Origin of the sequence: Vibrio plantisponsor, assembly GCF_013041605.1 — a bacterium.
In the GTDB taxonomy this organism is placed as follows: Bacteria; Pseudomonadota; Gammaproteobacteria; order Enterobacterales; family Vibrionaceae; genus Vibrio; species Vibrio plantisponsor.
Genome location: NZ_JABEQC010000004.1, coordinates 139,398 through 166,059, shown reverse-complemented (window position 1 = coordinate 166,059; position 26,662 = coordinate 139,398). Strand labels below are relative to the sequence as shown.

21 protein-coding genes are annotated in these 26,662 nt (G+C 44.7%); 5 read left to right on the top strand and 16 right to left on the bottom strand.

Annotation, left to right across the window (positions count from 1 at the left end; all coding sequences use genetic code 11):
• Positions 1–121 precede the first annotated feature (121 nt).
• The 6 genes from HKI82_RS07595 to rbsD all read right to left on the bottom strand — a co-directional run bounded on the left by HKI82_RS07595 (position 122) and on the right by rbsD (position 6,082).
• Complete coding sequence (locus HKI82_RS07595; RefSeq protein WP_171137654.1) at positions 122–1,123, bottom strand: substrate-binding domain-containing protein; 1,002 nt, start codon at positions 1,121–1,123, stop codon at positions 122–124.
• 14 nt (positions 1,124–1,137) lie between these two features.
• The gene (gene rbsK / locus HKI82_RS07590; RefSeq protein ID WP_171137653.1) at positions 1,138–2,058 is read right to left on the bottom strand and encodes a ribokinase; all 921 of its coding nucleotides are present in this window, start codon (positions 2,056–2,058) and stop codon (positions 1,138–1,140) included.
• Between the two features lie 149 nt (positions 2,059–2,207).
• Positions 2,208–3,086 carry a ribose ABC transporter substrate-binding protein RbsB gene (gene rbsB / locus HKI82_RS07585; protein ID WP_102941729.1) on the bottom strand — a complete coding sequence of 293 codons (879 nt, stop codon included), beginning with the start codon at positions 3,084–3,086 and terminating at the stop codon, positions 2,208–2,210.
• Between the two features lie 57 nt (positions 3,087–3,143).
• Positions 3,144–4,127 carry a ribose ABC transporter permease gene (gene rbsC, locus HKI82_RS07580; RefSeq protein ID WP_171137652.1) on the bottom strand — a complete coding sequence of 328 codons (984 nt, stop codon included), beginning with the start codon at positions 4,125–4,127 and terminating at the stop codon, positions 3,144–3,146.
• On the bottom strand, positions 4,124–5,629 hold the full coding sequence (gene rbsA / locus HKI82_RS07575; RefSeq protein ID WP_112403959.1) for a ribose ABC transporter ATP-binding protein RbsA: 1,506 nt from the start codon (positions 5,627–5,629) through the stop codon (positions 4,124–4,126). Before rbsA ends, rbsC begins: the two co-directional genes overlap by 4 nt.
• A 33-nt stretch (positions 5,630–5,662) precedes the next feature.
• A complete protein-coding gene (rbsD, locus tag HKI82_RS07570; RefSeq protein WP_042482130.1) occupies positions 5,663–6,082 on the bottom strand; it encodes a D-ribose pyranase in 420 nt (139 codons plus the stop codon).
• Between the two features lie 391 nt (positions 6,083–6,473).
• Here rbsD and HKI82_RS07565 point away from each other — a divergent pair, with 391 nt between their 5' ends.
• A complete protein-coding gene (locus HKI82_RS07565) occupies positions 6,474–6,722 on the top strand; it encodes a DUF1289 domain-containing protein (RefSeq protein ID WP_042482132.1) in 249 nt (82 codons plus the stop codon).
• A 22-nt stretch (positions 6,723–6,744) separates the two neighbouring features.
• Here HKI82_RS07565 and HKI82_RS07560 read toward each other — a convergent pair whose 3' ends face one another.
• From HKI82_RS07560 to HKI82_RS07545, 4 genes are all read right to left on the bottom strand, one after another.
• Positions 6,745–6,972: a hypothetical protein gene (locus HKI82_RS07560; RefSeq protein ID WP_042482134.1), complete on the bottom strand. Its 228-nt coding sequence runs from the start codon at positions 6,970–6,972 to the stop codon at positions 6,745–6,747.
• A gap of 177 nt (positions 6,973–7,149) precedes the next feature.
• On the bottom strand, positions 7,150–8,247 hold the full coding sequence (locus HKI82_RS07555; protein WP_102941733.1) for an ABC transporter permease: 1,098 nt from the start codon (positions 8,245–8,247) through the stop codon (positions 7,150–7,152).
• Positions 8,244–9,170 carry an ABC transporter ATP-binding protein gene (locus HKI82_RS07550; protein ID WP_171137651.1) on the bottom strand — a complete coding sequence of 309 codons (927 nt, stop codon included), beginning with the start codon at positions 9,168–9,170 and terminating at the stop codon, positions 8,244–8,246. The genes HKI82_RS07555 and HKI82_RS07550 overlap by 4 nt, the downstream gene beginning before the upstream one ends.
• 8 nt (positions 9,171–9,178) lie before the next feature.
• Complete coding sequence (locus HKI82_RS07545; protein ID WP_171137650.1) at positions 9,179–10,123, bottom strand: HlyD family secretion protein; 945 nt, start codon at positions 10,121–10,123, stop codon at positions 9,179–9,181.
• Between the two features lie 307 nt (positions 10,124–10,430).
• Here HKI82_RS07545 and HKI82_RS07540 point away from each other — a divergent pair, with 307 nt between their 5' ends.
• Both HKI82_RS07540 and HKI82_RS07535 read left to right on the top strand, forming a co-directional pair.
• Positions 10,431–13,316 carry a polysaccharide lyase family 8 super-sandwich domain-containing protein gene (locus HKI82_RS07540; RefSeq protein ID WP_171137649.1) on the top strand — a complete coding sequence of 962 codons (2,886 nt, stop codon included), beginning with the start codon at positions 10,431–10,433 and terminating at the stop codon, positions 13,314–13,316.
• Between the two features lie 194 nt (positions 13,317–13,510).
• Positions 13,511–13,675, top strand: coding sequence for a hypothetical protein (locus HKI82_RS07535; protein ID WP_171137648.1), 165 nt, complete (start codon positions 13,511–13,513; stop codon positions 13,673–13,675).
• A 29-nt stretch (positions 13,676–13,704) separates the two neighbouring features.
• On the opposite strand, the gene HKI82_RS07530 is transcribed toward HKI82_RS07535, so the two are convergent.
• Together HKI82_RS07530 and HKI82_RS07525 are read right to left on the bottom strand one after the other, a co-directional pair.
• Complete coding sequence (locus HKI82_RS07530; protein ID WP_102941737.1) at positions 13,705–14,328, bottom strand: hypothetical protein; 624 nt, start codon at positions 14,326–14,328, stop codon at positions 13,705–13,707.
• 206 nt (positions 14,329–14,534) lie between these two features.
• A complete protein-coding gene (locus HKI82_RS07525) occupies positions 14,535–16,163 on the bottom strand; it encodes a methyl-accepting chemotaxis protein (protein ID WP_102941738.1) in 1,629 nt (542 codons plus the stop codon).
• 378 nt (positions 16,164–16,541) lie between these two features.
• Here HKI82_RS07525 and cowN point away from each other — a divergent pair, with 378 nt between their 5' ends.
• Together cowN and HKI82_RS07515 are read left to right on the top strand one after the other, a co-directional pair.
• Entirely contained in the window at positions 16,542–16,826 is a 285-nt protein-coding gene (gene cowN / locus HKI82_RS07520) for a N(2)-fixation sustaining protein CowN (RefSeq protein WP_102941739.1), read from the top strand.
• A 172-nt stretch (positions 16,827–16,998) separates the two neighbouring features.
• A complete protein-coding gene (locus tag HKI82_RS07515) occupies positions 16,999–18,636 on the top strand; it encodes a methyl-accepting chemotaxis protein (protein ID WP_171137647.1) in 1,638 nt (545 codons plus the stop codon).
• A 130-nt stretch (positions 18,637–18,766) separates the two neighbouring features.
• On the opposite strand, the gene HKI82_RS07510 is transcribed toward HKI82_RS07515, so the two are convergent.
• From HKI82_RS07510 to HKI82_RS07495, 4 genes are all read right to left on the bottom strand, one after another.
• On the bottom strand, positions 18,767–19,651 hold the full coding sequence (locus HKI82_RS07510; RefSeq protein WP_171137646.1) for a transglutaminase family protein: 885 nt from the start codon (positions 19,649–19,651) through the stop codon (positions 18,767–18,769).
• A complete protein-coding gene (locus HKI82_RS07505) occupies positions 19,648–22,236 on the bottom strand; it encodes a circularly permuted type 2 ATP-grasp protein (RefSeq protein WP_240956671.1) in 2,589 nt (862 codons plus the stop codon). Before HKI82_RS07505 ends, HKI82_RS07510 begins: the two co-directional genes overlap by 4 nt.
• Positions 22,237–22,361: 125 nt before the next feature.
• Positions 22,362–25,721 (bottom strand): transglutaminase family protein, encoded by a 3,360-nt coding sequence (locus tag HKI82_RS07500; RefSeq protein WP_171137645.1) that lies wholly within the window; start codon positions 25,719–25,721, stop codon positions 22,362–22,364.
• On the bottom strand, positions 25,718–26,662 hold the full coding sequence (locus HKI82_RS07495; RefSeq protein WP_112403969.1) for an alpha-E domain-containing protein: 945 nt from the start codon (positions 26,660–26,662) through the stop codon (positions 25,718–25,720). The genes HKI82_RS07500 and HKI82_RS07495 overlap by 4 nt, the downstream gene beginning before the upstream one ends.

Genomic DNA, 26,662 nt, shown 5'->3' with positions numbered 1-26,662 from the left:
AAAACACTGTTTTTGTCAGCATGAGGTCATAGATTGAGTCTGAAATCACATCAATCTTCTTGTTACTTATTGAAATGTATAAATATTGTCGGGTTGTCAATTGCCGTGTGTAAGACAATTCCTAAAGTTGTTTAACACTTTTACGAACGATAAGTGTTGGTTCGAGTTGAATAATCTCAGGCTCATTGCTCAGCTTGTTGATCTTTTTAAGCAGTGTATCAACAGCCGCTTTTCCTAAGCGGTATTTAGGCTGATGAATGGTGGTTAACGACGGAGACATAAACTTGGCAATGTGAATATCATCGTAGCCTATGATGGAGATGTCATCCGGAATTGAGAGGTTGTTTTCATTAGCTGCGTTAATCACACCCATTGCCATCATGTCGTTACTCACAAAGAGAGCTGTTGGCAACGAGTTTGACTTCATCAGCTTGATAAACGTGTCGTAGCCCCCTTGGCATTCAAAGTTCGACTCCATAACCCATTCAGGGTGTATTTCCAAATGAGCTTCACGCAGCGCACGTTTGTAGCCTTCATAACGCATCTGTGCCTGATGATGATTCAAAGGCCCCGTAATACAGCCGATCTCTTTATGACCACTCTCAATCAAATGTTTAGTGGCCATGTAGCCACCAAGCAGAGAGTTATCCTGAATTTTATCGCTGGAAAACAGCATCGGGCCCCAGTCCATCACCACGACAGGGATATCTGGGTAGCGTTCAAACTCTTCAATACGTTCACCGACCAATGTAGAACACATCAAAATAATACCGTCTACGCGTTTTTGTAGCAGGGTATTGATTGAGGCTTTCATGCGCTCGTGATCACCTTCTGTGTTACACAGAATCAAGTTATAGCCTTGTTGGTAACAGTTGCGTTCGACACCTTTAACCACTTCACCAAAGAATGGGTTTGTTGATGTTGTCATCAACATACCTATGGTTTTGGTGCGGTTCATTTTAAGGCTGCGAGCTAAAGCGGAAGGAGCGTAGTTGAGTTCTTGAGCGGCTTTGTTAACCCGTTCCGCAATCTCATCGCTTACGAAACGGGTTTTGTTGATCACATGGCTAACAGTCGATGTTGAAACTCCGGCGAGTTTTGCTAAATCCTTCATTGTTGCCATGTCATCAGTATCCTTTACTTTTGTTCAGCTAAGAATGCATCAACCTCAGAGCGTTGTGGAATAGAGGTTTGCGCGCCAAAACGAGTAACAGAAATCGCTGCGGCGGCATGTGCAAATTTAATTGCTGATTCTAAAGGCATTTCTTCTAACAAGCCAGTAACAAAAGCGCCGTTAAAGGTATCGCCAGCTGCAGTTGTGTCGGTCGCCTTTACTCTGAATCCCGGAATAATGACGCCTTTACCGTTCTGACTCAACCAAACGCCTTTGGCACCGAGAGTAATCATGACGGTTTCGATTCCCTTACTATGAAGAATATCCGCCGCTTTTTGTGCTGATTCATCGTCGGAGACGGTGATGCCTGTCAGCACTTCAGCTTCAGTTTCGTTCGGAGTAATGATATCGACGCAGCTAAGCAGCTCATCTGGCAATTCACGTGCAGGGGCAGGGTTTAGTATCACCTGCGTTTGCGCACTTTTTGCCACTTGAACAGCTTTGATAATACCGTCCAGCGGTGTTTCAAGCTGTGCAAGGAAGTATTGTGCATTACGTATCTGGTCAAGATGCGACTCAATCGCTTCTGCGGTGAGCTTTGCATTTGCTTCGGCAGAAATACAGATGCTGTTTTCGCCGCTGTCAGAGACCTGAATCATTGCGATACCAGTAGGGCAGTTTGGTTGTAGCTTGACCCCTGATACGTTGATGCCATCGACTTTAAAGCTTTCGCGAATGTTAATGCCAAACGAGTCATCACCCACACAAGCAATAAAACCGACATCGGCTTTCAAACGAGCTGCCGCTACAGCTTGGTTTGCGCCTTTGCCACCTGGGATAACTTGGTAATTACGGCCGTGAAGTGTTTCGCCTGGGCGAGGAAAAGTCGGTACTTGAAGAACGTGGTCTGCATTGACACTACCGAATACCACCAACTTATTCATAGAAGAAGTCCTCAGTGTTTTAGGAATAAAAAAGAGAGGTTTAAAGTCTTTATTTACTTAACACGTTAAAGTTTAAAACATTAAAGCTGTCTTTTTTCACCCTCCCCGTGAGGAGAGGGTGTGATTAGCAATTAAGTATTGATACGCAATTACTTAGTGATAACTTTTAGTGGAACTGGGATGTACTCTTCCACTTTTTCGCCTTTCAGTACTTTGTCAGCTGTTTCTACACCTAACGCACCGATCATATCTGGTTGTTGAGCAACCGTTGCTGCCAGTTTGCCACGTTCTACCGCTGCAATACCGTCGTCTGTACCGTCAAAACCAACAATCATTACGTTTTTACCAGAAGCCTGAACTGCGCGAAGTGCGCCTAGAGCCATTTCGTCGTTCTGTGCAAATACCGCTTCAACATCTGGGTTCGCTGCTAGTAGGTTTTCCATTACGTTCAGACCTTTAGTACGGTCGAAGTCCGCTGGTTGGCTAGCAAGTAGTTGCATTTGGCTGCCTTTAACCGCGTTCATAAAGCCTTCACCACGCTCACGAGCAGCAGATGTACCAGCAATACCTTCTAGCTGAATAACTTTGGCTTTCTCACCCACTTTTTCCATGATGAAGTGACCTGCCATTTCGCCGCCAACAATGTTGTCAGATGCGATGTGACTCACTACGTCGCCACGGCTTGCACCACGGTCCAGAGTCAATACTGGAATCTTAGCGTTGTTTGCAATGCGAATTGCGTTCGATACCGCATCTGAATCCGTTGGGTTGATTAGGATTGCTTTCACGCCACGAACAGTAAGATCTTCCACGTTTGAAAGCTCTTTACTTGGGTCGTTTTGTGAATCTAAAACGATAATGTTATAGCCGAGCTCTTTTGCTTTTGCTTCTGCGCCATCTTTCATCGTAACGAAGAATGGGTTGTTAAGCGTAGAGACGACAATTGCCATCGTATCTTGCGCGTATGCAGAGACAGAAACAGAGGTTGATAACAGTGCAGCTGAAATCAGAGTTGCCAATTTTTTCATTTTAATTTCCTTATGCTGGGGGAGACCTAACCGAAGTTAGGTCTGTTGTTTCACGGGTTATTTGTTTTTGTTGTCTACAAGTACTGCAAGCAGGATAACCACTGCTTTTGCAATCATTTGGTAGTAAGAAGACACATCTAGCAGGTTTAGTGCGTTGTTCAGGAAGCCGATAATCAAAGCACCAATCAGTGTGCCCATGATCTTACCGCGACCGCCCAGTAGGCTTGTGCCACCTAGCACAACCGCTGCAATAGCATCAAGCTCATAGCCCATGCCTGCTGTAGGTTGCGCAGACGATAGACGCGAAGTCACTATGATGCCCGCAAGAGCTGCAAGAAGACCACAGATTGCGTAAACGCCGATTTTAACTTTGTCTACATTAATACCTGAAAGACGTGTCGCTGATTCGTTACCGCCCGACGCATAGACGTAGCGGCCAAAACGAGTGTGATTTAGAAGGTACCAAGCTGCGGCAAATACGATTGCCATCAACCATACCGGAACTGGAATACCTAGCATGTAGCCTGTACCGAACCATGCAAATGCATCCGCAGTATCGGTAAAGCCAGTAGAGATTGGTCGACCGTCGGTGTAAACCATGGTCACACCACGTAGTAGAGTCATGGTAACTAGGGTCGCAATAAACGCCTGAACCTTACCTTTGGCAATCACGAAACCACTGATTGCACCTAGTGCAGCGCCAGCGAGAAGTGCTGTTGGTACAGCAATTAATACCGGAACTTCAATAGCAATAAGGCTTGCGGCAAAAGCACCACAAAGAGCAAGTACAGAACCGACACTCAGGTCGATACCACCAGTCAGAATAACTAATGTCATACCTACGGCTATGATTGCGTTTACCGAAGTCTGACGAAGAATATTCATCAGGTTATCCATGGTAAAAAAGTTCGGGTTTAGAAAAGAGACAATGACGATCAGAACCAGCAAAGCGATCAGTGATTTCTGCTCGATCAGCCACTCTTTACTCAGCAACTTCTTTTCGCTGACAGAATTTGTTTTATTCATAGTGTTAGTACTCATGCTGCTTCCTCGTTCACCGTTTTGCCTACGGCACACGCTAATAGATTTTCTTGGTTGGCGTCTTTAGCTGAAAACTCGCCGCTGATTCGACCTTCGTGCATTACAATTATGCGGTCACTCATACCCAAGACTTCTGGCATTTCTGAAGACACCAAAATGATACTCATGCCTTCTGCTTTGAACTTGTTGATTAATTGATAGATTTCTTTCTTTGCGCCGACATCGACACCGCGAGTTGGCTCATCAAGAATCAATACTTTTGGACGGGTCATTAAACCTTTAGCGATAGCCACTTTTTGTTGGTTACCACCAGACAAATTGCCAATGATCTGATTTCTTGATGGTGTTTTGATATTAAAGAGCTGGATAAAGTCTTCTACTGCGATGGCTTCTTCGTTGTGTTGCAACTGAATGCCTTTAGAAAGCTTATCCAATGCGCAAAGTGACATGTTTTCTTTCACTGAAAGCCCTAATACCAGGCCGTCACCTTTACGGTCTTCAGAGATGTACGCGATACCGTTAACCAAGCCGTCTTGAGGGCTGACTGGGTTAATGGTGCGTCCATCTAAATTAATTACGCCACGTTCAGACGGTAGGGCGCCATAAATGACTTTCATCAGTTCGGTACGACCCGCGCCCATTAAGCCAGAAACACCAAGGATTTCGCCTTTTTTGAGTGTAAAGCTGACGTCGTGAACACCGGATCCTGTTAAACCAATCACTTCTAAGCAAGTGTCGCCGTGTTTAACGTCGATACGTGGATATTGCTCTTCAAGTTTACGGCCAACCATCATTTCAATCAGACCATCTTCGTTGATGTCAGCAACAGGGCACTCACCGATAAACTTACCGTCACGCAGTACCGTTACGTCATCACAAATCTCAAAGATTTCTTTCAGGCGATGAGAGATATAGACAATGCCGCAACCTTGTTCACGCAGTTCGTTGATTACTTTGAATAACGACTCTGTTTCAGTATCTGTAAGCGCATCAGTAGGTTCATCCATGATGATGACTTTTGATTCGAACGATAACGCTTTGGCGATTTCTACCATCTGCTGTTCGCCAAGACTCAGTGCGCCTAACTGAGTTTTAGAACTGTATTTTACGTTCAGGCGAGCGAGTAACTTGTCCGCTTGCTGATACATTTCATTCCACAGGATGCGGCCCATAGGGCTGGTTTTTTCGCGACCGAGAAAGATGTTTTCTGCAATCGTCAGTTCTGGGATCAGGTTAAGTTCTTGGTGGATAATACTGATACCAGCTTGCTGAGAATCTCGTGGTCCTTTAAATGACGCAGGTTGTCCTTGATATTGAATGTCACCAGCATCTTTGGTGTAGATGCCTGTTAACACTTTCATCAAGGTTGATTTGCCAGCGCCATTTTCGCCCATAAGCGCCATGACACGGCCGGGATAGACATTCAGACCTGCTTGGTCGAGCGCTTTAACCCCCGGGAAGGCTTTATCAATGTTGCTTAGCGCTAAAATTGGTTGAGTCATGCTCTTTCCTCAATTGTTGAGTGGGAGATGGAATTAAAAAACCACACCAGCTTGGAAAATGACGTTTGCGTACGGGGTACATTCGCCCGTTCTGATAACCGCACGGCTATCTTGAGTGCGTACTTTGAATTCTTCGTGCGACACGTAAGCAATATTGATGGCTTTGCCACAGCGTGACTCTTCGTCTTTGAGTTCTTGAAGTAAAGCAGCGTGAAGCTCTGGGCTAACCTGAGAAAACTCACTGGCCATTACGACACCTTCAATTTGAGACTCAGAAAGAATGACGCGAACAGTGTCTAAGAAACTCGGCACACCATGAGTTAAGGCCAAATCGATGCGTTGTGTTTCGTCTGGAATCGGTAAACCAGCATCGCAAATAGTGATCTCGTCGGTATGACCCAGTGTTGCCGTCAAGTAAGAGAGTTCTGAGTTCAGTAGGGCGCTTTTTTTCATTGTTTTACCTTTGTAATCGCAAATGTTTTGTCTTTGGAACAAAGTGTTTTTATCGCTGTAACGGTAAAAAAACAGTTCATCGAAACGTTTCGATGAAATTTAGGCCATTAAATTGAAGTTGAACAGTGAGAGAAATATCTTGTGTGATAATGATCGACGAATTTTATTGATAGGATGAAGATTAGGTGATCAAAATCACTTTGTTTACCACTTTAATGCACCTAAATCGGGCAAACTTGCGCAGGAATCGCTGAATCACTCAGATTGGTTAGAATTTGTTGATTGAAAGTTCCCTTTTCTATACTTATAACTGTAAACACAAGCCAGAAGTAACCTCGTTGAGGCTTAAGATAAGGCTTGATGACTCAATCACCGAACAGAAGGAATACTCATGGAGCAGCTTGAATTTTTTACTGTGCCCAGTCCTTGTATTGGTGTTTGCTCAATGGACGAGAAAGGGTATTGCCGAGGGTGCATGCGCAAGCGTGAAGAAAGATTTGGTTGGTTGGAAATGACGCCAGCTCAGCAAATTCACGTTATCAAACTGTGCAGGCAACGTTATCGCCGAAAAATAGCGCAAAACAAAGCATTAAACGAAGGGGCTCCCGAATCCGAGAGCCCGCAACAATCATTGTTTTAGGACGATGTAATAAAGACTTGGCCTATTTTAAAGACCAAAGATCACTGACCCAGCCACCAGCGTGAGCGTCGAAGTGCACTCCGCTAAATTTGCTGTTCACATCTTTAAAAGGTTCAGAATTACGTTGTTCGGACATGATTGCTCGTATATGGCAAGCCATTGGGTCAGTAGGATCCGCGTTGGATGCTTGTGTTCTGATAGCAACTTCTTTGATGAGCTGCAAACGGTAGCTGTTACTCGCGCGTTTCATTTTGACCTCCGTAAACGATGTGACCATTAAAAAAGTTAGGATCTGCTCATTTTTTAGTCAACGCAGATCCTCCCATATTTTTTCTAATGCGTAATCGTTCACAAAGTTGTTTGAGACACCATGCAAGCATCAATCAATTATGAGTTGCGACAGATTCTCACAACATAATGCTTCGCGCTAATCCAAGGATTTTTTGAATCTCAAAGACGCGATAATCAGCCCTAATAAAGTAAATCCTGCCAGCCAAAGCGTGTCTTTCCAGAGGTCTGTCAAGTCCGCTCCTCTTAACACAATCCCCCGAATCAAGCGCATAAAATGGGTTGCCGGTAATACTTCTGATATCCATTGCGCGGCGACGGGCATTCCCTCATACGGAAACATAAAACCCGAAAGCAAAATAGAAGGCAGGAGGATAAACACCGTCATCTGCATGGCTTGAAGTTGAGTATTTGCCAGCGTTGAAATCATCAAACCGAGAGTTAAGCTTGCGGAAATAAACAATAAGGTACCAAATAAAATCTGGCTGATATCACCGTTAATGGGTACTGCAAAAATGTAATGCCCTAAGCCGAGAATAATGAACACCTGAATCAGACCAACAAAGATATACGGAACAATTTTCGCAACCATCAGTTCGATAGGATGTATTGGCGTTGTTATCAGCAATTCCAAATTGCCTCGTTCTCTTTCTCGAACGATTGCAGCGCTGGTAAACAGGATCATTGTCATGGTCAATATGACGCCTAAAAGACCGGGGACAATATTGACAGCCGAGCGGCGACTCGGGTTATACAGCAAAGTCACTTCAAATGTGGGTGTGCTTGCGGGTTTGATTTTGAAATCAAAATCAGTAAGCGGCATGGCTCTAAGGCCCAGGATAGATCCCGCGATAATGGTGTCCGAACCATCGACCAGCCATTGTCCTAATTCTCTGCCTTGCTGCAAACGTTGAAGTAAGTCTTTTGGCAAGATCAAAGCCGCACGAACTTCTCCCTGTTCAATGGCTTGCTCTGCATGTTTGGCGGTCGGGTACTGCTTAGTTACAGTAACCACTTGGGTCGCTTTGATTGATTCTGTAAGTAAGCGCCCAAATGCGCTCTGACTTTGGTCGACGACAGCAACGGGGATGTTACGAACATCCGTATTAATGGCAAACCCAAATAGCAACAACTGAATAAGCGGGATCATGACCACCATGCCAAACGTGATACGGTCACGGGATAACTGGCGCAGTTCCTTGATCATTACGGCTTTCATTCGAAACAGACTATTCATTGGCGGCCTTTCCCTGTGACTGAGACAAATACATCTTCCAAGCTAGGTCGGGCAATTGTCAGTTCGGCGTTGGCTAAACTCGGCTCTACGGATTTGAGCCATTCGATTGGATTGGTGACTTCACGATGAATAAGCACACGCAATCGAACACCAAGTTGCGCTGCTGAGCGAACTTGCGGATAGGATGTTAACGATTCTTTGAGTTTGCGAAGATTCGGCGCTTTTACTTCAACAATATTTACGCCCATTTGCTGCATGAGTTTTTCCGGCTCGTCATCAGCGCGAATTTCACCTGACTCCATAATCGCAAGCCTATGGCAGCGTTCCGCTTCATCCATGTAATGGGTAGTGACAAGAATGGTTGTTCCTTGAGAGGAGAGATCAAATAGCTGTTCCCAAAACTCGCGGCGGTTTTCAGGGTCAACCGCAGAGGTCGGTTCATCAAGAAACAGTAGCTCAGGATTGTGCATTGTGGCTGCTGCGAGAGCGAGACGCTGTTTTTGTCCGCCACTCATACTTGATACACGCTGTTTTCTGCGTTCATCTAAGCCGTAAGTTTTCAGTTGTTCGTTGGTTCTTTGTGTGAGCGCTTTTCGGTTCATACCAAAAATCTGCCCCATAAACTGCAAATTTTCCTCAACGGTGAGTTCATCGTAGAGAGAAAATTTTTGCGTCATGTAACCAATTTTCAAACGTAATTGTTCTGATTGTCTTGGGATCTCTAAGCCCAAAACATTAACAGAACCAGAAGTCGGGCTGAGCAAGCCAGTAAGAACTCGGATGGTGGTTGATTTACCGCAGCCATTCGGGCCTAAAAAGCCATATATACTGCCTTTAGGAACGCTTAGATTGATGCCTTCTATTGCCGTAAAATCGCCAAATTTTTTAACGACGTGCTCTGCGTGAATTGCGTATTCCGTCATCATCGCTCCTAGGGCAAATCTACTTGAGCGGGAATGCCTGATGGCAAGTTTTGCGCATCATCGGATAAATCAATTTCTGCCAGATACATTAATCGCGCTCGTTCATTTTCTGTCAGCGCGTAGTAAGGTGTAAATGAAGGTTCATTTGCTATCCAACGTACAGTGCCTTGGTAAGTTTGTTCTACACCATCCACATGCACTTGTAACTTTGTTCCCTGTGTCAATTTAACTCTATAGGGTTCTGGTACGTATACTCGAGCAAACGGCGAATTGTCTGCTTGTACAACAGCCACAATACTGCCGACAGAAACTCGTTCCCCTAAGTTATATGGCAAATTATCAAGCACACCATCACGGGTGGATACAATGGTTAGCTCGTCGAGCTTCTGTTGTTGCACAGCCGTGTTAGCAACCGCTGCATCAAGTTCAGCTTTTGCCTGTTCAATATCTTCTACACGAGTCCCTGCGGTGAGTTTGGCAAACTCTTCTTTCGCTGAGTCTAGTTCGGCTCTGGCTGAATCTCTGGCAGACAGGGCGGTATCTTTTTCAGATTCACTGATGAGATTTTTCGATACCAGTTCTGCTTTGCGGCGATAGTTTTTGTTGGCTTCAGTCAGTTTCGCCGTTGCTAAGGTCACTTTAGCTTGCGCTACAGCGATATCTTCTGGTCGTTCACCATTGGTCAGTTTGGTCAGATAAGCATTGGCTTTTGCTTGCTGAGCAATAGCTTGTGCCAGCATCGCTTCTTGGCTGGTGGTATCTAACTTTACCAACACGTCACCTATTTTGACTTGGCTACCTTCCTTTACCGGAAGCGCTCTAATGATTTCATTGCTGGTGGCTGAGAACGTTACTCTGTCTCGTTCTAAAGTCCCGAGAGCTTGTGAGCTATCGTCAGGAGCACAAGCAACGAGCAGAGGGAGTAGGAGCAACAATGCGCCAAGTGATTTCATAACAGGCTCCGTAGAAGTTCAAGAATTAATCGAATCGTATAAGTTTATGTTCATTAAGGGCTTTATTGCACTCATTATTCACAAAGGGTGTGAGCTAAGAAACCTCATTTCTCACAATCAAGTCATTCCGGCTCGATTAACTTCGTAACAATCTACTCCGATTGAATATGCTTCGCAGTTATTCACTGAACATTTAACTAATTTTCATAATCAGTCTCAGAAAACCAAAGAGTCAGTTACGTACGGTTTAGCTTCCTTTTTATGATTCGCTCCGGTTTATCAACTGGTTAATAAATAAGGATAAAACGTGAAAAATTTCAAATATTCACTTTTAGCCATTTCGTTAATGGCGGTGATGGGTTGTAAAGAGAATACTTCCTCCTCTGAGGCTCAAAAGAATGTAAATGACGCTACCCAATTGACTCAAGACAATGCAACTGAGCGCAAGGAGAGAAAAGCTAACGCTCAAGATTTTGCAACACTTAAGCAAAGGGTGATACCTGATTTCGTTGCAAGTTCAGAAGCTTCAGCAAAGAAGCAGGGCAAGACTCTCGCAGAGTTGAGTGATGAATATTTGGCTTCGATTTCCGGGCAAGGGTCATGGGCGGATGTCAATTATCAACAAGTTGAAAAGCCGGGCTGGCAGCCGAGCTTGCATTTGGATCGATTAGTGATTTTAGCTGCACAATACAATAAGAATCCGACACCGGCACTGGGTAAAGCGGTGAGTAATGCACTCACATATTGGTTAGATGCAGATCCGAAAAGCTGGAACTGGTGGTGGCACGACATCGGTATTCCAAAACGTATAGGTTACAGTGCGGTGATGGCTAAAGATGCTTTGGATAGCGCTCTATTAGAACGTATTGCTCGCTATTTGCCGGATACTCCAAATTACTCTCCAAATAACCCTAACAGCCCGATTCCGAAAGCGGCGAACCGAACAGACATTGCTTTGGCGGTATTAAACAGAGGTTTATTGACCGGAGATGCCGAAATGGTCGGCAAAGCTATTTCAGATATAGAAGACACTATAACGGTTAGCACAGCAGAAGGTATTCAACACGATTACTCGTTTCATCAGCATGGACCACAGCTCTATACCTCGGGTTACGGTCCGGTATGGTTTGATGCTGCAGCGAAATGGGCAAGTTTCGTGGATGGCCTACCATGGCAGTTTTCGGCAGATAAAACAGAGATTCTCGTATCGTATATGATGGATGGGCAGCGTTGGTCTAAACGTCATGGACAGTGGGACTACAACACAATGAGCCGAGGAATTAGCCGAGTCAAAGCCACTGAATACATGGCGGAGGCAGCAAAGGCTCTTCCTGAAAACACACCTATGGATTTGATTGCGAAATGGGCTCCAGAACGCGCTCAGGATGCGGAAAACTTTAAACGCCATGAGTTTGGAGATGCCGGTTCAGGCTTGAATGGTTTTAAGCACTTCTGGCGCAGTGACTATTCAGTGAAATCTGCCGACGGGTATATGTTCAGTATCGGTATGAACTCGCAACGTGTTGAACCTGCCGAAGCGGGGAATGGCGAAAACTTGAAAGGATTTTGGCTGGGATTCGGCAGTACCTTCCTGTTGCAACGTGGTAACGAGTATCACAATATCTTTCCTGTCTGGGACTGGACACTTGTACCGGGTGTTACTGCTCCTGAATACGTAGGGCAAGCCGCAGATTGGGGACGCATCACGCAGCCAGATGTGTCATTTGTTGGTGGCGTGTCTAACGGCAAGTTTGGCGTTACCGTAATGGATATGGATATCAACATTCGCCATGCAGAAACGGCGTATTCAACTCAGCCAAATTTCTACAAGTACGGTGAAGGGAAAGGAAGAACAAAAGCCAAGAAAGCTTGGTTTAGCTTCTCGAATGAAGTGGTTGCACTTGGTGCAGGTATCTATTCAACCAACCATGAACACGTCAATACATCTGTTAACCAAGTTCTGCTTAATGGGCAGGTCACGGTTGATGGTAAGACGATTGAAAATGGCAAACGTGCACTTACTGACACTAAATGGGTTCATCACGACAACGTAGGTTATGTGTTCCCTGAAAACTGGCATGGCAAGCTTTCCAATCAGACACAAACTGGTGATTGGAGCTCGATTCGTACTGCAAATAAGCCGGAATCAGTAAGTAAAGAAGTGTTTGCTTTATCGATCAGTCATGGTTTCAAGCCTGAAAATCAAAACTATCAATACATTATTGTCCCGGGAACAAAAGCCGAACAAGTCGCGGTTTATGCTTCGGACATTCCGGTATCGGTTCTGGTAAACAATGAGAAACTTCAAGCAGTCGCACATAAAGGCCTGAATGTGACGGGCATTGTTTTCCATCAAGCAGGGGAAGTAGAACTGGGAGGAGGCACTGTTATTAAAGCCAACCTTCCATCTGTGCTTATCCTTGATGAAAGTGGTGACAAGCCGATATTGAGCGTATCCACTCCTGGTCAAAGTTTTGCTCCGCTTGAGCTGACGCTGATGTCTGCTAAATATGGCAACGTAACACATTCAGTTCTGACACCGGGTGGTGAGGCGGAAACAGGAAAAACACTGACGCTTGCTTGGGATGAGAAGATTGATAACACACCTCGTCATTCAATGTTAGTACAGCAACAGAAAGTGTTAGCGAGTCAAAGTGAATTTGACCTGCTGGCTGAAGCGGATACGGAAGTTCAAGGCGGTCGTTATGCAGATGAAAACTTTGATATTGTTTCTCGCTGGGATTTGTATGTCGGTCAAATAGCCGACAAAGAATCGCAAGATGCCAACGCTACCAAGACTTCAAAATCACTGCTTAAGTTCAACTTAGAACGATTAACGGATACGCCAGTTAAGAAAGCGACGTTGAAACTTCATGTTCGTGACTTTAGCGGTGCGACAGAGCAAGTCATCAACTTACTTAAGCTGGACAATACCGACTGGCACGAAAGTTACGTCACATGGAATGATGTTGATGGTACGGCATTGCCAACCAATCAGGCACTAACCATTAGTGACAAAGACAAGAAACAGTGGGTTGAGTTAGACGTGACAGAACTTGTTGAAATGGCTCGTAAGCAAGGTGTTTTAAGCTTGATGCTTGAAAATGCAAGCGAAGGCTTTGTCGCTTTCGGATCGGATGAAACCGAGCAAATTCCGATGCTAGCAATCGAACGGGTGGTAGATACGAAATAGCAGAGTGATGAACAACAAATAGATGTTGTTGAAGTACAAACGGTGGTCAATGACCACCGTTTTTTATCGTTATTACTTTGTTGCTATTCTTCCAATAACACAAAGCCTGTTTCGTCTGTTTTGGATCAAAGTAGAGTGGGTGGGTTGACGCTAAGGTAAACACAGTTTTCGCTAAGCTGAAGGAGACAACTTACATGAACAAATGCGGACAGTGCCGACAATTTTCCCGCACACCCGACAATCAAAAAGATTTGTGTGGTGCATGGGAGCAGCCTACCTCTGCAACGAGAGCAGCTTGTGAGTACTTCATGCCGAAAAAGCCACTTCGCAATATGGAACCGATAACGAAGCAGCTTTAGTGTTCAATATTCTTATTTGTTGAATGCTTTTATTGCTTAGCTTCCAGTTTGTCCAGCAGCGCTTTTTTGGGTTTAGCCACTACGCCGTAAATGAAAGCAACTGGCAGCCCAACCGCCAAGAGCAGAATGATAGATACCACGATAATCAGGGTAATTATCAGTTTCCACATTACGTTATCCAACACATTTAATGAAATGCTTGGGATGCGGTCTTTGGATACATCAAACAGCTTTTCTGTGTTGCTGACAAAATCAGGATACTGAGCCAGCATTTCGATAACGTCGTTGTTGATGGATTCAAGACTAAGTGCAATTCCGGCTAAGGAGTCGTTAACCTGAGGCAGTTCGCGAGCCGTGTTAGGAATAGTTTCCAGCATGGTATTCACAGAGTTGGTCAACTGAGTAGCACTACCAATCATTTCAGATAGCTTTTGTTGGTTCTCCGGCGACAGTTCTACATCGCTGTTGGCTAAGGTGTCTAACGAGCCAGACAAGGCTTGCATGGCTTCCGCTAACTGCTTAGTGGCCTCACCGACGGTGGTTAACTCAACATTGACTGAGTTTACGTTGACATCTAGAACTGGTGATTTAGCGGGTTTAGTTGCTTCTAATGACGGTGCTTCGGTAGCAAAAACGGAGGCGCTAACAAACATTGAGAATAGTAGTCCTAAAGTGGATAACCTGCGGGAGAGAATGTTCGCTTTCATCATGTTGCCTTAGTAAGTGGAAGATAACGTCATTATAACCGTGAAACTAAGTACATATACTTCCGCATTCCTTATTTTTTGTCAGTATTAATGGTGAGAAAGTGAAAAGGAGCACAGATAAGTGCTCCTTTGTCTATGTTCGGGAATGAGGGTTAACCGATTTTAAACTGACCTACATCTTTAGACAGTTTATTAACTGAACTGCCTACCCGTTTCGCTACTTCGTTAATCTCATTCGACAAACCTTGACTCACTCGGTTTTGTTCGTTTAAGTGTTCAAGGTTGGTGCTCAACTCTTCGGACACACTGCTTTGTTGCTCTGTCGCAGTAGCGATCTGAGTTGCCATGTCACTAACGATCGTTGCAGAAGACTGAATAGATTCAAACATTTGCTGAATGTTTAGCGACAACTCAACGTTCTTCTCAACACGGTTTGAACCATCTAAGATTGAACTCACGGCGTCTTTCACTCCGCTTTGTAATTTGTCGATCATGTTCTGAATTTCTTCAGTGGATTTTTGCGTTTTGCTTGCCAGAGAGCGAACTTCGTCGGCAACGACCGCGAACCCTCTGCCTTGTTCACCCGCTCGTGCTGCTTCAATAGCGGCATTAAGAGCGAGTAGGTTAGTTTGTTCTGCAATGTTACGAATCACTTCGAGTACAGTAGCGATATTGTTTGATTCACTCGCCAACTGCTCAATCACTTGGTTGGCTTTTTTGATGGAGTTCGCGAGTTGGTTAATCTCATCCACCGAGTTATCAATGATTTTCATACCCTGAGTAGTAAGCTCTGCGGTGTGATCCGTTTCGTTCGCTGTGCTTAGGGTGCGTTCTGCCACTTCTCGAATGGATACGCTGAATTCATTTACTGCCGCAGCAATTTGCTCAATGCTTCTCGTTTGTTCATTACTTACGCGTTGAGCATTCTCGTGAGTATTTGTAAGTTGTACTGCATTGTTTTCTAGCGACGTACTGCTTGATGAGATTTCAGAAATGAGGGTTTGTAACTTAGCCACAAAGTCATCAAATGCCGAAGCAAGCTTACCCAATTCGTCGGTGCGTTTGGAGTTGATGCGTTGCGTTAAATCACCATCACCTTCGCTGATTTCTTTGATACGTCGAGTGAGGTCATTGACACTGCTGACCAGCACTTTAGGAACGACATAACTTAACGCTCCAGTAAGGATGATGATGAAGGCTACGAATATCAACATGTAGAGCTGCATCTTTGAAGTCTCTTCTGAGAATTCATTTACTTCGACGTTGGCCTGTGAATCTAGCTCTTGACTGGCAATATCATAGAGCTCTCTTAAACTCTGGAAATCATCAGAAACTGATGAACCAAGTAACGCTTCGGCTTCTTTGGTATTACCGTTATCTACCAGCTTGAAAAACTCATTCGACGACTGCTCCCATTTTCTAAAACGGCTTTCAAAGTCATTCACTTTGCTCGTAATTGCTGGGTGGTCATCCATCAGATTCTTAAACTTCATCATGCGGTCATAAGCTTGCTTAGCATTATCTTTGAAGTCTTTTAAATCGTCTTGCCCCGGACTAAGCAAATAATGGAGTTGAGCAACATAAGCTTGATATAAATCTCGGTCAGCATTCAAAACGAAAGAAACAGAAGGAAGGAACTGATGACCAAAATCATCTACACCTTTATTTAGTTTTTTGGTTAGCGTGCCGTAGGTTAGAAATAAGATAATGAGCGATAAAACAGCAATCCCCATTGATATAGAAAGTTTGGCTCTAATGCTCTTTGTTACTATCCCGAACATAAATCACCTCATGTGACAAAAATGCAAGTACAACACTGACGATTTATTTTCTTATTATTTGTTTTAATTTAAGTGAAAAATTAAATATCTGCAACGTTTCACCCTATATGCATCAATACACAAGAGCATATCGATAAAATGTGAATATTACGAAAATGAAGAGGTCTGCGTTTGAAATGGTGATGCCATTAGATGATTATTCTATAGCTGTTTAACTATTTATTTTAATTGTCTGAATGGCAACAAAATTAGAGTAATTACTACAATTGTAAAATAGTCAAATTAATATTTTTTTATTTAAATCATGTTGTTATAAATTGGCTTGCTATTTGCCCTGTGAACTTTTTTGTTCAAACATTTGTAGTTAAGGAATGGGTAATGTCAAATCAAGATACGGATCGTTATATCTCTTTTTGTAATATTGAATGTGATCAAAATGCAGATCTGCTTATCAGTCTTTTAGATAAACATTTAGATGCTGGACATGGAAAAGAACAGTGGCATAGTTATTTTCGTAGTAAGCAGCTAGAGCAAAAAAATATGGGGCGTGACAACCTAAATTTTGTCGGCAATCAATTAAACGTTTTATACAGCTATTTTGCAGAATGTGATGACAGTGATGCACTCGATCTTCTCTACAAGTTGGAGCAAGAATGTTGTTAGCTATTCGATAGTAGAAGTGTGCAACAACTCTCCGCTATCGACCTTTTTATATGGTAATTGAGTCATTTCTGACTCAATTATTTGCATATGAATGCATTATGGCTTGGTCATTATAAATATGGTGTTTGGTATAGTTTTTTGAAATATATTAGATAATTATAAGGACACCTACATGTTCAAGAACCTTACACTGAAGCAAAAGTTAATCCTACCTCTTACGTTTATCGTTTTGTTGCTCGTATCTACTTCAACTGTGATTGTTTTAACTTCATCGAAACAGTCAGTTTTAACGGATACTTTAAACGAAAAGGTGATCCCAAATCTCTTTGTTCTAGAAGATGCCTACCGAGATTTATATCAGGCGACAAGTGCCATACAGGGACTAGCTCTAGCCGACAATCAAACCGAGATAGAACATCATCTATTTGAGTTCAAAGAAAATGCTTATAAAGCCATACCGAGAATGCGTAAGTCTGTGGAACTCGTTGATCAGGGAATTATGCCTGTAGCCTACCAATCAGAGGTTCAACACCTAATTAAATTGGGAGAAAAGTGGCTAACAAGTTATGAAGCCATGGTTAAGCAACAACCAGTCAATTGGGAGCGATATTACGAACAAAATAGCAAAGAATTCGATGAGCTTTTTTCCGCTGTTCGTGTTCAGTTAAATGTTGTTAAAGGAGCGATGGAATCCAAGCAATCTGAGTTAGAAAAAGACATCGCAACTGCGGCTCATCTTGCTGATCTCGTTATTAAGGGCGGTACAGCTGTGGTTTCTATTGCTGCACTTGCGATGGTGCTACTGCTTGTGAGAACTATTGTGACGCCAGTCAAAAGCATTCATAAAGCTATGGAGCAAATTGCTACTGGTGATGGTGATTTACGACAACGTATCGAAGTTAATTCAAAAGATGAAATTGGTCAGTTAGCGGGTTCATTTAACTTGTTTGTTTCTAAGATTCAAACTACGGTGGCGCAAGTGGTGGAAAGCAGCAATGCACTTCAAAGAGAGATAGGCAACCTACAAACCCTAACCTCTAATATCGAGAATTCAACCACGCATCAACAGAAGGATAGTGAAGTAGTCGCAGCAGCTGTCCATGAAATGCAAACTACCAGTCGAAGTGTCAGTGACAATGCTCAGGAGGCTGCCAACGCTAGCCAAATTGCGAATCAGGAACTGTTGAACACCAATGTAATTCTTGAATCTTCAGTGGATTCAATCCGGCAACTTGCTAACGAGATTGGGCGTGCAAGCACGGTTATCAACAATTTAGACAGAGATGTTAGCAACATCGCTTCTGTTGTAGATGTAATTCAAGGGATTGCTGAGCAAACTAACTTATTAGCGCTTAATGCAGCGATTGAGGCAGCTCGAGCAGGTGAACAAGGGCGAGGTTTTGCAGTTGTGGCTGATGAAGTACGTTCATTAGCCAGCAGAACTCAGCAGAGTACTGGCGAAATACAAGCAATGATTGAAAGACTGCAAGTAGGAGCAGAGCAGGCAGTTGAAGCTATGGCAAGTAGTACGAAGAGTGGTGACAATACAATCATTCAGGCAGGAAAAGCTAGTCACGCTTTGTCTGAAATTTTAAACGCAATATCTCTAATGAACGAGATGAATACCCATATCGCAACTGCAGCAAGTCAACAAAGCACTGTAAGTGATGAAGTGAATAGTAATGTTCAAGGTATAGCTGACAGCAGCAGAGCCATCGTTGATATTGTTGAACAAGCACAACGAGCACTTACTCTCTTGCGTGAGCAAGGTGGCAAGTTGGATGGTCAGGTAAGTCAATTCAAAGTGTAACTGAGTAACTTACACTGACTTAGGGTTGAATAATCTGATGCTTTGTATTCGTTTCGCTTAAACAAGAACGCAATGACCAAGTTAAAAAAGACCACATAGTGTGGTCTTTTATGTCTATAACATTTTGCGCCTAAGCCAGCCTTGAAACATCAACAGCAACACTTAAAGATTGTGAGTCTCCGCCGTCGAAAATAACACCCTGCAGTGGTGTAACATCTGCATAATCTCGCCCCCAACCTGTGACGATGTGTTGCTCTGAAGGTATCAAATTGTTGGTTGGATCAAATTCTACCCAGCCTAATTCGGGTACAAAAATTGCGAACCAAGCGTGTGAGGCATCTGCACCGATTAACTTCTCTTGCCCTGGGGGGGGAAGTGTTTCGATGTAACCACTCATATAGCGTGCAGGTATACCGACCGAACGCAAACACCCAATGGCTAAGTGTGCAAAGTCCTGACAAACACCGCGTTTTTCCTTCAACACCTCTTCTGCTGGCGTCGTTACATCTGTTGCTGTTGGGTCAAACTTGAATTCAGAGAATATGTGGTGCGTAAACGCTTTTGCGGCGGCGAGTACCGGTTGATTGTCTGAAAAAAAGGGTAGAGCGTAATCGCGCAAGGTGTCTGAGCATAGGATTTGCTCCGAATCCAAACAGTATTCTTTAGCCATTCTTAACTCAGTGCTATCGGCATTATTGATCAATGCGCGAAGTTCACCACACGTTAACGGGTGCTGTTCTGCTTCGCCAGACCAACTCGGTGTGCTGATGTCGAAATAACTCACAACATCGATAGTGAGTTTTTTGTGCGGCTCTTGAATTGCAAAATAGAAAGTAGAATTGCCGAAGTAATCCTTGCCTTCACGTTGATATATTGGTGTCGGGTGTACCTGTATTCGTCGGTTAAGACAGCGTTGACGCTCAGTATCTCTCGGTAAAAGATGCGCCATGTTATAGCACAAGGTTACAGGTGCACTGTATTCATAGGTGGTGGTGTGTCGCACGCGGTACTTCATACGTCCAATTTCCATTTCGGTTTGATCAACTGTTGCGGTCCCGCAGTGTGGTCGAAATACTTATCGCTGATAAGCGAAGTGAATTTTTCCAATTGCTCGGTAACTTTAGCCATCAACTGCGACAGTTGTAGACGAGTTTCTGTTTCGTCATCAATTTGCGCCAACTCTTCCAAATCAGTTAGCTGGATGTCCGTTAGAGTTTGAATGATCAAACGACTCTCTTGTGTGAGTCCACCCGGAATGTAATTTTGGTGACGCGGTAACACATTGAGGAATTCACGCAGTCTTTCTAACTGGTAAACCAACGCTCTTGGGTTAGTGGTATCCACCATTAAGAGATCGAGACCAAAGGCTACTCTCGCACGTGTGCGGTATCTGCGACGGAAGGAGATCAACGCTTCCATACTTAAAAGAACCGATTCCAATACTTGTTGTTGAGCAAGCCCAACCAAAGGTTTTGTCAGCGTTGATTGCAGTAGGTTCGCCGTTTGCAGTGCTCGTTCAGTTCGGCGACCAATTTGTTGGAACACCCAATCCTGACCTCTTAACATACTTTCATGGTTCAAGCCTGAAAGAGCGAGCAATGTGGTAACTAAACCATCTAACGACTCTTCAGGGATCGCAGGTAAGCCAAACTCATAGGCACGATCGACTTTGGCGATATGGTCGCGAAGCTCGTTTAATATTACGCGAGTATCCGCAGAGAGCATTTCTTTCACTTGTTCACCGCAAGCAAGCAATGACTGTAAGTTCGCTTTAATGCTTCCTACGCGGTTACCATTAGTGACCAAATCGGCGAGTTCTTTGTTTGGATTTTCAAACAGAGCCGCATCTCCGGTTGTAAAGCCAGGTAAGCAGTGTGTTTGATGGGAAATCGCTTCGAGCAAAATATCTCGGCTTTCAGGCACCAATGACTCCAGACCATTGAGCTGTTTAAACACGGTCCTCATTAAACGCAGGCTAATCTCCGCACGCTCGGCGTAACGTCCGAACCAGAACAAGTTCTCGACAACACGGCTAGGCATACTGGTTTGCTGCGCCACATCAAGCGACTTATCAAACAGTGATTGGTGAGAAAGATCTGGCGAGTTCGACAGTATCCAGGTGTCTTTACTGCGTGAGCCTGAAAGCTTTGTGACTATGTAATCTTCAGTGGATTCTGCTACGCGAGTTAATCCACCAGGCATGACGGTGTAGTGGTCTTTATCCGCAACTGTAAATGCTTTTAATAAACTCGGTCTGGCTTGGATGTGTTGTTCTGACCAGATAGGTAACATTGAGCCCGGTACATAGCTTTGAGCAACATACATGTATGGACGTTTTTCAATCATGGCTAGCGTTTTGACTCGGTCTTCTTCTGATAAACAGTGTCCGTAAATCGTTGGCTGACCCATGCTGCGGCACGCCGGTTTGATAATCAGCTGTCCGAGATTTTCTTTGATATAGCTAAGGCTCTGTTTGTCACCACACCACCACGTGTTCACCGTTGGGATGAGAAGTTGCTCGCCCAGTAAATACTGGCAAATCTTAGGTAAGAAGGCATAAAGGGCAGGAGCTTCCAGAACCCCGCCACCGAGTGGGTTTGCTAAAATAACGTTACCCGCACGTGCCACTTCCAATAATCCGGGAACGCCAAGCAGTGAGTCAGCATTAAGCTCAGCTTGGTCGCAATAGGCATCATCGAGTCGACGTAAAATAACATCTACTTGTGATAAGCCATTAAGGGATTTTAGCCATACTTTACCGTTACGCACGGTTAAGTCACCACCCTGAACAAGCGGGTAACCTAAATAGTTTGCCAAATAAGCGTGCTCAAAGTAGGTGCTGCTATAGGCACCCGGAGTGAGCACAACGATTAGTGGTGAATCGGATTTGTGACTGGCTAGATGCGAAAGAGTATTGCGCAGAGTGTGGAAGAACGCGGATAGACGTCTCACATTACCTTGACGGAAAATGCTCGGCATAACACGCGAAATAACAGTGCGGTTTTCTAAAGCATAACCGACTCCCGAAGGTGCTTGTGTATGATCACCAATAACAATATGGTTGCCTTGGGTGTCACGCACCAAATCGACGGAGTGCAGGATTAGCTGCTTGTCGCCAGGCATTTTGATACCGTGGCAAGCGCGCAGAAATCCGGGATGACTGAATATGATTTCAGACGGGATAATACCGTCCTTAATCAGATTTTGTTCACCGTAGATATCTTTCAAAATGAGGTCATAGAGATTAGAACGTTGAACTAGTCCTTTCTCCAGCTTCTGCCATTCCTGCCAATGGATCAGGTTAGGAATGACATCTAATGCCCATACATCGGGTGTCAGTGGGTCATTTTTTAAATCGTAAGTTGCGCCATCGTCACGCAAAATGCGCTGCGCTCTTTGGTGGCGATCATCCAGACCATCAACATCCAGTTTATTCAGATGTTCAAGCAAAGGTTTCCAGTGCGCGCGCGGTACACGCTGCTCATCATACACTTCATCGAATGCGTAAGAAGACGCTGGATAAGGGCTAACAAGGACCGATGTTTCCATCGATCCTTGCTCGGTTGAATTGGTCGACTGGTCAGGTCTGGATTGTTGCATCATGTTTTCTTATGACTACCTCACGTAACAGGACGTTAAGTATACACATTAGCTTAAATATTCGCGCGAGCCATTTTACTGGCTCGCGTTTTCGTTTTTAATACTTGAGTGTATGAATATCAGTGCTATTTGGAATACCGCGCTTTCACCTCAAAATTACGCTTTCTCAAATCAAGGGTGTGTGGGTATTCACGGCAAATCTCTTCATTTGGCGGAGACATAGGTCTTGGAACATCGGTGTGTTCGTAAAACTGACGCAGTGCATTGAACTCTGGTTTCACTTCGAGAGGACCTTGCGTAAAACCGTGATCCCAGAATCGGTTCACTCGACGAGCTTCCGCTTCATTACTGTTCACTGGAAGTGTTTCGTACGTACGACCACCGGCATGGCTAACATGGTAAGTACAACCGCCAATCGATAAACCATTCCAAGTGTCGATAATGTCAAACACCAGTGGCGCATCGACACCCAGTGTCGGGTGTAACGCCGAAGGTGGCGACCAAGCACGGTATCTGACAGCCGCAATATATTCACCTTTACGCCCAGTAGCGCGTAAAGGTACGCGGCGTCCGTTACAGGCAAGCAAATAGCGACCTTCAGTTAAGCCAGTAAGGCGCACTTGCAATCTTTCCACTGAGGAATCCACATACCTCGCGGTTCCTGAATGGGTAATTTCTTCACCCAATACATGCCAAGGTTCGATTGCCCAGCGCAGTTCTAGCTCCATATCATCAATTTGTTGGCGACCATAATGCGGGAAGCGGAACTCTTCAAAAGGTGCAAGCCATTCCAGTTTGAATGGATAGCCGTGACGTTGCAGATCTTCCACCACCTCTTTTATGTCCTGCCATACGTAGTGTGGCATCATAAATTTGTCGTGTAGGGATGTACCCCAACGAATCAGAGGTTTGTGATAAGGATCTTTCCAGAATCGAGCAACCAGACAGCGCAATAAAAGCGTTTGAACTAACGACATTCTGGCGTGTGGCGGCATTTCAAACCCACGAAACTCAAGAATCCCGAGACGTCCACTACTACTGCCAGCAGCGTAGAGCTTGTCGATACAAAATTCTGAGCGATGTGTGTTACCCGTAATATCAACCAGTAGGTTACGCATCAGTCGGTCGACGAGCCAAGGCTGATCGACTAAGCCTTCAGGCATGTTCTGGAACGCAATTTCCATTTCGTACAGCGCTTCATCTCTGCCTTCATCAGGGCGAGGTGCTTGGCTGGTTGGACCGATAAACATCCCTGAAAACAGATAAGACAAACCCGGATGATGCTGCCAGTAATTAACAAAGCTACGTAATAAATCTGGTTTACGCAGCATTGGACTGTCAGCGGGTGTGGCTCCACCTAATGTGATGTGGTTACCACCACCTGTACCTGTGTGTCGCCCGTCGAGCATGAACTTCTCTGTACCTAAGCGGCATAGGTGAGCCTGTTCGTAAAGCGTTTCGGTGTTGTAGACCAGCTCTTTCCAACTATGAGCCGGATGTATGTTGACCTCGATAACACCCGGGTCAGGCGTGATCAGTAGTTTTTGTAAGCGGTAGTCTTTTGGCGGCTCATAACCTTCAATCACAACTGGCATTGATAGCTCAAGCGCTGTCACTTCAATGAAATGCATCAGAGACACATAGTGTTCCAAGGAAGTCATTGGCGGCAAAAACAGGTGTAAGCGACCCTCTCTTGGCTCGATACAAAGGGCCGTATGAATAACGGCTTTAGTTATTGTCTGCTTTTGCTCTACCTGAGTTTGGTGCTGACCACTTTGAGTTTGGTTTACCGATTCGGTAAACGAGTAAACGGGCAGCGCTTCTCTTTGTTCAAACGGGTCACGCTCGGGAACAATCTCTTCCTGACTGATTGGTGGAAGTGAGTTGAGAGGCAAACGGAAACCCATCGGGCTATCGCCGGGAATCAAAGTAATGACATCACTGCGCATTGGCCACAGAGAGCTTTGCCACTGACCATTAAAGTAGCTCAGTGGTAGCACATAACCCGTTGACGTATCGAGTCCTCGGGTGAGCAGTTTCGCTAAACGTCTGCGTTCTAAATCGTCTTTAAGGGATGCTTTTTTCGGATTCACTGAATCGGGTAAAGAGCGCTCAAGCCACAAATAGTAGAGTGAATCTTCATAAGCCGGTTGCAGATACTTACTGTCTAGGAAAAGCTGCTGACACAAGGTTTCACCAAAGCGCTGAGCATCTTGCAAGTTGTGTTGATAGTCTTTATCGACACGGGCAAGTAGTTGTGGGTGGCTCCATAGCGCTTCACCGTCGGTACGCCAGAAGTAACCTAGCGCCCAACGAGGTAACTCTTCACCCGGATACCATTTGCCCTGACCGTAGTGGAGCAAACCATCTGAGCCGAACTTGTCTTTGAGTTTAAGTAATAAATCTTTGGAGAGGCGAAGCTTATCAGCACCCAAAGCGCCAGTGTTCCACTGCTCAGAATCCATATCATCAATAGAGACGAACGTGGGTTCACCGCCCATGGTTAGGCGAACATCTTCTTCTTCTAAAACCTTATCAACGGCATTCCCTAATGCTTTGATGTTTTCCCACTCATCTTCGCTGTAAGGCTTTGTGACACGAGGGTCTTCGTGAATACGAATAACCGTGTTGGTGTAGCTAAATTCGCATTCACACTCATCAACCATACCGGTAATCGGTGCGGCAGATGCTGGGTCTGCGGTACAAGCTAGAGGAATGTGTCCCTCACCAGCAAACAAACCACTGGTAGGGTCTAATCCCACCCAACCTGCACCCGGAAGGTAGACTTCGCACCATGCGTGCAGGTCTGTAAAATCTTGCTCAGGACCAGAAGGACCATCCAAGGCTTTCACATCGGCGGTAAGCTGCACTAAATAGCCAGAAGCAAAGCGAGCAGCTAAACCGAGATTACGCAGCACTTCAATAAGTAGCCAAGCAGTATCGCGGCAAGAGCCTTTTCTAAGCGTAAGTGTCTCTTCGGCACTCTGAATGCCGGGTTCTAAACGAATACCGTATTCAATTTGTTGTGAAAGCTGGCTATTGAGTTTAGAAAGAAAACTCACAATTGGCGTTTCGCTTCGGTCGACATCTTTAAGCCATGCCGAGAGTAGTGCGTTTGGTTCATCGTGTTTCAAATACGGAGCCAGCTCTTCTTCGAGTAGGCTGTCGTATTTGAACGGATATGTTTCGGCGTACTCTTCAATAAAGAAATCGAAGGGGTTAATCACCGTCATGTCGGCGATAACCTCCACTTCAAATTGCAGCTTGCGCATTTTTTCTGGGAACACTAGACGTGCCTGATAGTTGCCAAACGCATCTTGTTGCCAGTTGATAAAGTGCTTTTCAGGTAACACCTTGAGTGAATATCCATGAATGTGCGTGCGCGAGTGTGGCGCCGGTCGAAGGCGCAACACATGCGGAGAAACATTCACATCGCGGTCAAACTCATAAGTTGTTTTATGCAATATCGCTACGCGAATGGTCATGCAGCTTCTCCGTGGCGGAAGTGAAACCAAGTCTCTCGGATCTGGCTATGCAGATCGATAATGGCTAACTGGACGTCATTGAGATAGTTACTGAATTCGATATTAAGCTCTTTTGCGCTGTCGACACCTTTGGTGTTTTGCAGTAGACGATTAACTTCAACAACCACTTCTTCCGCACTTGGTAGCGCTTCGGCGGCTATTTTGATTTGCGTTAAGCAAAATGTTTGCGAGCGAGGGAAGAACTCATCCATCAGCAAGAAAGTCGCTGCATCTTCGCCAGTGACCGATGCACGCATCGTTCTGCGATAGTTGAGATAGGCACTCTGAGATTTGAGAACTTTTGACCACAAAACTTGCTCAAGATGAAGACGCTCTTCTTCACTTGATTGGTTCATGATCGACACAGCAGAGTCCAAAATGCGCGTATTCATATCCGCGCGCTCTAAGTAGCGACCTAAGATAATAAAGCTCCAGCCTGCGTCGCGACGCATCGCGTTAGCAAGAAGCCCAATCACTTTTTGGCAACCTTCAATGATGTCGTTCAGGTAGACGTGGCGATCAGAGCGGTTGATGCCTAGCTGAATGTGTTTTTTAGCGTAGATGTTTAGCTCGTTGATCTGCTCCCACATCTCCTCTGGTACTACATCACGAGAGGTACGAATGTTTTCGCGCACCATATTGAGCGAGGCAAGTAGGGAGCTTGGGTTATCCATGTCAGAAAGCAAATACTTCACCACGTTACGTTCGCCGTGATCTTTGTATTTGCTGGTGTAATCAATAACGCTGCCGTTGATCTCGATAAGGTTGTACCAAGAAATTCGAATGTCTCTTGGTAAGTCATACAGCAGTTCATCGTAAACATTTAATAGGCGAGCAATGTTCTCGACTCGCTCCAAATAACGCGCACTCCAGTAAAGGCGCTCAGCAACTCTTGATAACAT

Coding starts and splice junctions, on each gene's coding strand:
- HKI82_RS07595 (WP_171137654.1), bottom strand. CDS start 1,123: ATGGCAACAATGAAGGATTTAGCAAAACTCGCCGGAGTTTCAACATCG.
- rbsK (WP_171137653.1), bottom strand. CDS start 2,058: ATGAATAAGTTGGTGGTATTCGGTAGTGTCAATGCAGACCACGTTCTT.
- rbsB (WP_102941729.1), bottom strand. CDS start 3,086: ATGAAAAAATTGGCAACTCTGATTTCAGCTGCACTGTTATCAACCTCT.
- rbsC (WP_171137652.1), bottom strand. CDS start 4,127: ATGAGTACTAACACTATGAATAAAACAAATTCTGTCAGCGAAAAGAAG.
- rbsA (WP_112403959.1), bottom strand. CDS start 5,629: ATGACTCAACCAATTTTAGCGCTAAGCAACATTGATAAAGCCTTCCCG.
- rbsD (WP_042482130.1), bottom strand. CDS start 6,082: ATGAAAAAAAGCGCCCTACTGAACTCAGAACTCTCTTACTTGACGGCA.
- HKI82_RS07565 (WP_042482132.1), top strand. CDS start 6,474: ATGGAGCAGCTTGAATTTTTTACTGTGCCCAGTCCTTGTATTGGTGTT.
- HKI82_RS07560 (WP_042482134.1), bottom strand. CDS start 6,972: ATGAAACGCGCGAGTAACAGCTACCGTTTGCAGCTCATCAAAGAAGTT.
- HKI82_RS07555 (WP_102941733.1), bottom strand. CDS start 8,247: ATGAATAGTCTGTTTCGAATGAAAGCCGTAATGATCAAGGAACTGCGC.
- HKI82_RS07550 (WP_171137651.1), bottom strand. CDS start 9,170: ATGACGGAATACGCAATTCACGCAGAGCACGTCGTTAAAAAATTTGGC.
- HKI82_RS07545 (WP_171137650.1), bottom strand. CDS start 10,123: ATGAAATCACTTGGCGCATTGTTGCTCCTACTCCCTCTGCTCGTTGCT.
- HKI82_RS07535 (WP_171137648.1), top strand. CDS start 13,511: ATGAACAAATGCGGACAGTGCCGACAATTTTCCCGCACACCCGACAAT.
- HKI82_RS07530 (WP_102941737.1), bottom strand. CDS start 14,328: ATGTTTGTTAGCGCCTCCGTTTTTGCTACCGAAGCACCGTCATTAGAA.
- HKI82_RS07525 (WP_102941738.1), bottom strand. CDS start 16,163: ATGTTCGGGATAGTAACAAAGAGCATTAGAGCCAAACTTTCTATATCA.
- cowN (WP_102941739.1), top strand. CDS start 16,542: ATGTCAAATCAAGATACGGATCGTTATATCTCTTTTTGTAATATTGAA.
- HKI82_RS07515 (WP_171137647.1), top strand. CDS start 16,999: ATGTTCAAGAACCTTACACTGAAGCAAAAGTTAATCCTACCTCTTACG.
- HKI82_RS07510 (WP_171137646.1), bottom strand. CDS start 19,651: ATGAAGTACCGCGTGCGACACACCACCACCTATGAATACAGTGCACCT.
- HKI82_RS07505 (WP_240956671.1), bottom strand. CDS start 22,236: ATGCAACAATCCAGACCTGACCAGTCGACCAATTCAACCGAGCAAGGA.
- HKI82_RS07500 (WP_171137645.1), bottom strand. CDS start 25,721: ATGACCATTCGCGTAGCGATATTGCATAAAACAACTTATGAGTTTGAC.
- HKI82_RS07495 (WP_112403969.1), bottom strand. CDS start 26,662: ATGTTATCAAGAGTTGCTGAGCGCCTTTACTGGAGTGCGCGTTATTTG.